At 40.4% G+C, this 6,107-nt stretch carries 6 protein-coding genes; 2 read left to right on the plus strand and 4 right to left on the minus strand.

The genetic code is table 11. From position 1 onward, the window contains the following. The first annotated feature begins 263 nt into the window (after positions 1–263). A complete protein-coding gene (locus tag AC0YN6_RS30330; protein WP_475751964.1) occupies positions 264–1,535 on the plus strand; it encodes an IS110 family RNA-guided transposase in 1,272 nt (423 codons plus the stop codon). Between the two features lie 427 nt (positions 1,536–1,962). Here AC0YN6_RS30330 and AC0YN6_RS30335 read toward each other — a convergent pair whose 3' ends face one another. After that, positions 1,963–2,097, minus strand: coding sequence for a hypothetical protein (locus tag AC0YN6_RS30335; protein WP_475751966.1), 135 nt, complete (start codon positions 2,095–2,097; stop codon positions 1,963–1,965). Between the two features lie 113 nt (positions 2,098–2,210). Between AC0YN6_RS30335 and AC0YN6_RS30340 the strand changes: the two genes are divergently transcribed. Next, complete coding sequence (locus tag AC0YN6_RS30340) at positions 2,211–2,903, plus strand: hypothetical protein (protein WP_475751967.1); 693 nt, start codon at positions 2,211–2,213, stop codon at positions 2,901–2,903. 468 nt (positions 2,904–3,371) lie between these two features. Here the strand turns inward: AC0YN6_RS30340 and AC0YN6_RS30345 are convergent, their stop codons facing one another. The 3 genes from AC0YN6_RS30345 to AC0YN6_RS30355 all read right to left on the minus strand — a co-directional run bounded on the left by AC0YN6_RS30345 (position 3,372) and on the right by AC0YN6_RS30355 (position 5,911). After that, a complete protein-coding gene (locus AC0YN6_RS30345) occupies positions 3,372–4,805 on the minus strand; it encodes a leucine-rich repeat domain-containing protein (protein WP_475751969.1) in 1,434 nt (477 codons plus the stop codon). A gap of 260 nt (positions 4,806–5,065) precedes the next feature. Further along, a complete protein-coding gene (locus tag AC0YN6_RS30350; RefSeq protein WP_475751972.1) occupies positions 5,066–5,578 on the minus strand; it encodes a hypothetical protein in 513 nt (170 codons plus the stop codon). A gap of 138 nt (positions 5,579–5,716) precedes the next feature. Then, a complete protein-coding gene (locus AC0YN6_RS30355) occupies positions 5,717–5,911 on the minus strand; it encodes a hypothetical protein (protein WP_475751974.1) in 195 nt (64 codons plus the stop codon). Positions 5,912–6,107 lie beyond the last annotated feature (196 nt).

Below are 6,107 nucleotides of genomic sequence, written 5' to 3' on the forward strand. Positions count from 1 at the left end.
ACAAAAGAGAAACCCAAGCTTTACGGATTAATTCTAACACCATATTGAACTATTAATACAAACAAATCACTCCATTTTCTTACCCGTTAAATAAACCAAAAAAAGGAGCTGTCACCAAGCAAGCTCCTCCACTATCGTTTCCCGTTAGCATTCCTGTAGAGCGTTAAATTTCCGCTTTGCAAAAAAACGAGCGCCTCGGTACGATGGAAGTACGCAACGGGTCATAGCCCTAAAAATTCCATCATCCAGGAGGACGCTCTACTATGAAGTTTAAATCGCAAGCGAGACAAAATCAACTCATAGAAAAAATTACCCCTCAACATCTGGTCGTCGGGATCGACATCGCGCAGCAAACGCATGTCGCTCGTGCTGTTAATTTTCGAGGAATCATGGTCGGTAATCCCCTATCCTTCTCAAATGATGAAGAGGGTTTTAACACCCTTCTTCGGTGGATCCAGTCGTTGCAAACCACTCACGCTTTAACGGCAGCCATTGTTGGCATGGAGCCTACCGGGCACTACTGGCTTAATCTATCCAAATGGCTCTCAAATCGTCAGTTTGAAGTTGTTCTAGTCAATCCACATCTCGTGAAAAAGAATAAGGAAAATCGCGACAATACTCCATCCAAAAGTGACAAAAAGGATGCGCTTGTCATCGCAGACATGGTCAAAAACGGCTACTACTCATTCACTCGCAACACACCAGAAGCATTTGAAGAACTACGTGTCTTTCTCTCAAACCGCGACTCTGTCGTAACGAGACTCGTTAGTGCGAAGAACCAAATTCACCGCTGGGTCGACGTTGTTTTTCCTGAGTTGCGACAAGTTTTCAAAAACATCATGTGTATCGGTTCATTGGCCACACTTCGTCTTTTCCCAACGCCTGAAGAATTGTGTAAATTACAGCCTCAAGATATCTTACGGGGCTGGAAATCGATTATGAAACGGCATTCTGGTGATCGAAAAGCTCGAGCTCTTATCTCATTGGCTTACAGATCTGTGGGTTCTAAGCAAGCCACACATGCCTACAAGCTTCACTTGAAGCAGCTTCTCGATGAGTACGACCTTGCCTGCCTGCAATTGCAAACGGTAGAAACGGAGATTATCGCTGTTTTGGAACGAATTCCATTTGCGGGGTCCATGCTTGCTGTCAAAGGTATTAGTGAGATTTCGTTAGCCGGTATTCTAGGTGAGGCGGGGGATTTAAGTGGTTTTGTTCATGGTAATGCCTTACTGCGTCATGCTGGTCTCAACCTTGCAGAAGCAAGCTCAGGTAAATGGACCGGACAGATGAAGATTAGCAAACGTGGACGTTCTCGTCTCCGACGTTTCATCTTCATGATGACCATGAGTTTAGTCGCAAACAATCCGGAGTTCAAGGCTATGCATGCCTTCAATGTACAGATAAAGAAGATGAAGAAAATGAGATCTATTATGAAGTTGTGTGGAAAATTAGCCAGAATCTTAGTTGGAATGGCTCGCAGCGGCGAAGCCTATAACCCACCTAAAACGTTGCCTATTCAGTTAGCAGCTTAACTTATTCTACCGTTTCGTTGTACGAGTTTTGGCTTATTCGCAGGATTTCAAAGAAAGCACGGAGTACCGGATATATTGAACCAAAGGGCTCAGACCCGTACCGTTAGCAAGACCGGCCTCCACCCCTTGGATAGGCGTAACGAAGGACTGAGAGGGCTTTGACCCGTTAAGACATGGGAGTGAAAACCTCCAAGGGCTGCGTGGAGAATGCGTGCAGTAAATGGAAGTATATGGGACGGCAATAATCTCCCTTTATTCCCGTGCGCCTTCATGTTGCCGAAGTCTATCACGGCGTTCCCCTTCTTGTCTTTCAGCCCTTACCAACCGGGCGAAATCCTGCGAATAAGCGAGAATTCGTGAGAAAAACAAATCGTACCAAGGGAGTTCAATGAGAAACTGCAACCGTTCAGATCTTTTTTTGCAATATTTATCCATGACTTAGCATCTCGGCAATAATATAAAGCCTATCGATAAGGTCGGGGAATTGCATTGCAATGTAAAGCAAACTCAGAGCAAGAATGAGCAAAGAAATGGAATTGATTATTTTTAAGATTTTTTCCATTTTAGATCTCCTCCTGTTCTAATCAAATTCACTTCTTATAAGTTGCGACACTTTTGAGAAATGAAAATTTCGTAACACCCCTCAATAGCAAAACGAAAGGTTGTTTGGTTTTCTTGAAATCTTTCGTAGATGCTCTTGTATTTTGCAACTTTGATCAAACAAATGTTACCAAGACTATTATCAGCTCTTTTCTTCGCTTTTGTGTTAAGGTGTTATATGACTACAATCAACAAGTGGGGGACGTTATGAATATTTTCAATCACCATTTGAAACAAGGCGAAAAGATTAGAATTTGTCTGTCAGCCCCAAAAAACATGACCCATTTTTTGAAGCTTGTGCGCATCGGTGAAAATGGATGGTTTGAAGAATACGAATGTCTTTCGGATGTTTTGGTCATGACCGAAAAACCTTTCCGAGACCCAGATGGCGTTCTTCGGGTGAACCGCGTCCGTTTTATCCGCAAATCGAAAAACGATCACTCTTGGGACAACCTTCGCTCTGAAGAACCGATTTGCGACCACCTTTTCCGCCTTTCATGTTTGCGGCACGGACTGAAACCCCATCGTTTTAAAGGCCGCCTTGTTCCGCTCACTTATGCTGACGAGCTAATTGTTCACGAATACGCAAAAAGTGGCAGAGGATATTTTATTGTGCCTGCTTTCTTGGTCGGATCGGTCGAACGCTTTGCCAAGCACCTTCGCGTTGCGAAGAAAAACAAGGATAACCTATGTTCAGCGCCGACAATAATTAAGATACAACAAATAAAAATGCCGATAAAAATAGTTTTACGCAAAAAAATAGCTTAGAGGATCTGGATAGGCGAGGCTGGAGAATAGTCCTTGAACGCCGATTTCCCTTCCATGGAATAATCGTAAAAAAAGGACCTTGTTTGCATCGTTTGCGACCGGTCCTTTTTATCATTTTCTTAGAATAGCTTTAAATTGCTCTGCTTTTAATTTTTTGAGAGGTCGGACTACTTCAGAAAAACCTTTATTTTGTGAGGTTGTAAAAAGGAGCTGCCGCGGTTATCAAGACCTAAACTCAAGAAAACCAAATACAATAAAGGGCTCCACATATTACTCATAAATAATATGTGGAGCCCTTATGTTGAACTATTGTATCCCATTAGCTTAACGACATTGTGAGCTCATACTATATTTCCTTTTTGTTTAATCAGCAGAAAAAGACGCCGCATTAGCACATCTCAAGAACAAGTCTAATCGAAAACAAAAACCCGCAATTTATGCGGGTTAGAACAACAGGAATATGCAGGGCTATTTTTTCTCGAATATGATTACGGTTTTGGGATTCGCCATATATTCTACGGTCGATTCCAGCAGCTCAGACACAAAACGTACGGGTACAAACGTACTGCCTTTCTTCAACAGCAAAGGCGAATCAAAAGAAACCGTTTGTCCATTCACGATTGCTTTCTTCTCATTTAAGATCCAGCTGATTGTCGTGTTGTTTTTGTGGATCGTTAACTCTTTTTTGCTTTGGTTCCACGATACTTTAGAACCAAGCCGTTCAGACACAAATCGAATCGGGACATAAGTACGGCTCGACGATATAAATGGGGCTGTACTGAGTTTAAAAGCACTTTCCCCTACGTAAGCATTCGTGCTTCCGATTACTAATCGTTGAGCTTTCAGCTGATTACTAGGGTATCCTTCCCCAGAAAGCTTATGAAGAAGCTGGTACGTTTTGGTTGTATTCCCTAGGTCCAAGTAGTTATCGTTTAATTGCAAACCATATCTTATCGCTCCTGTATCATAATGTGTATCGAACTTATGGTTTCTAATTGGCTCCAAGTTCCATACTCGGTTATCAGATAAGTACAAGTTTCTTATTTGCAAAAGTGGTTTCAAAGGCTCCAGATTGTAAATCAAATTAGACGTGAGATTCAAGGTATCCAGATTCGTCAGCTTTTTCAAAGGGCCAAGTTCCTTGATCTGATTGTTCTCCGCATAAAGAGATCTCATTAGAGTCATCCCTTCAAGTGCGCTAATATCCGAAATCCGATTGCTCCCGATGTCAAGATTCATCATGCTTTTGGACAGTGGCTTAAGCGAACTCAGGTCCGTAATCCGATTGTTCGAAAGATCCAAATTCTTTAGCTTGACCAATTTACTTAAGGACCCAATATTCTCAATCTGATTCCCGTTCATTTCTAGCCATATTATTTGTGTAGCTGTCGATAAGGCCTGTATATTCGAGATTTGATTATCATTCACTTTGAACGTATGCAATCGCGGAAATCTCTTAACGACCTCAATTGACGCAATTTTGTTCGAGTTCACTTGCAAACTTCCCATATCCGTCATCGAGGATAAAGCATCGATTGAAACGATCTGATTCCGCGAAATATCGAGACTCCGAATCTTAGTCAATGATTTGAGCGGTTCAATATCATTAATTTCATTATCAGATAAATCAAGGTGCGTCAAATTAGAAGCGTATTGCAAGCCATGCAGGCTTTTAATTTTTCGATTTGAAAGATCAACAACGGTTAAGGATTCCATATCTTTCTGCATAACGGCTTCATTTTCATTCTTTTGTAATATTTGTTTGATAGCTTGCTCCAATTGCTCGTCCTGAAAGCTTACTTCCAAGGAAGCCTGCTCCATAGATGCCTGTCCAGGCAAGCTAACACAAAAGACGAGAACCAACAATAGCCCTGATAAAACTTTACTTAAAACCTTACTCATAATGTTTTCTATCCCCTCTACGGTGTCTATACATTGTGTGACGCTCTTAATCGGCAAAAGGTTGCGTTCCACTTTTTTCCATTAATTTGCATGGAGGGATATTTTTCTGTTAAACAAGGTGTTTTATTAAACTATCCTGCCCGTTAGTTGAGTGAAAAATAGAGCCTCTGCACCGTGGCAGCATACTCCCCTATCGTTCCCCGTTAGCTTAATGAAGTAGCTATTTGGAATGCTGAAACTATACGGTAGTCAACGGAATATCAAAATAACTCAACGTAATAACCGCAGCGTTCCTCATCTCTTTCAATACATTCCAATAATTCTTTTAGACTTTTTTTAGGTTTACCCAATTCTTGATTTAATGCGCCCACTACATCTTCCCAAGACAACTCCTCTTTTAAATAATATAAAACATCAACTTTACAGTTATCTGGTAGATAAATAGCAGGCCCAAAGCTTTTTGCAAAACGTCTCAAATCTTGGCGTAGCCGATTTTGCAAGCGTTCATCTTCTAAGAGTGTGTACCATCCTATTAAAATGTCGAACTCAAAAAAATGCTTCCCTAATATAATGTTAAAACCATGTACAGTTTGAAATTCAAGTTGACCATGAATATTAATGCGTTCTGCAAATTCATTATCTTTTTTGCAGTAAGTCCAATTCCAAACTTCTTCATCATTTTGTGTATCAAGCATAATCTCAGTGAGCTTTTTGCAAGCAAGTATCATATCGGACCCTTGATTTTGAAAAATAGCTGTAAAAGTTGCTCCCATATATATTGATTCGTCCCCCTCAACCTGACATGTAAAAACTCATTATACAGATATTACCATATAATAAAGGGAAGAGAAATCACAGAATGCTACCACGCTAAACTGCCCGTTAGCTTAACAACATCACATATATAAGGATTATTTTTCATTATTGAGATTTTTGAAAAAAGCAAACCCACCCATAATAAATACAAGGAGAATTATCCAATATACATACCCTTGCACATAATCATTTCCGATGCCCTGCTGCATTGAGATAGCTTCATTTATTACTCTTATTATTGCAAATGTTAACAATGAAAGCCCCATAAGTAAAAATCCAACTGATTTCAAATTATGACCACCCCTTCAAAATCCGTTTCATTTAGCAAGAGACCGTCTTAAATACATTCTATGGAAAAGCCTAATTTCCTTTGAACTATCCTGCCCGTTAGTTGAATAGCAAATGAATTACAACTCGTTATTTTTCAAGTGATTACATATAACGTTGCTAGATTCACGTTTTGCGAATGCAAGTTGTCAGCAGAAA

The organism is Paenibacillus sp. J22P15 (genome assembly GCF_056269345.1).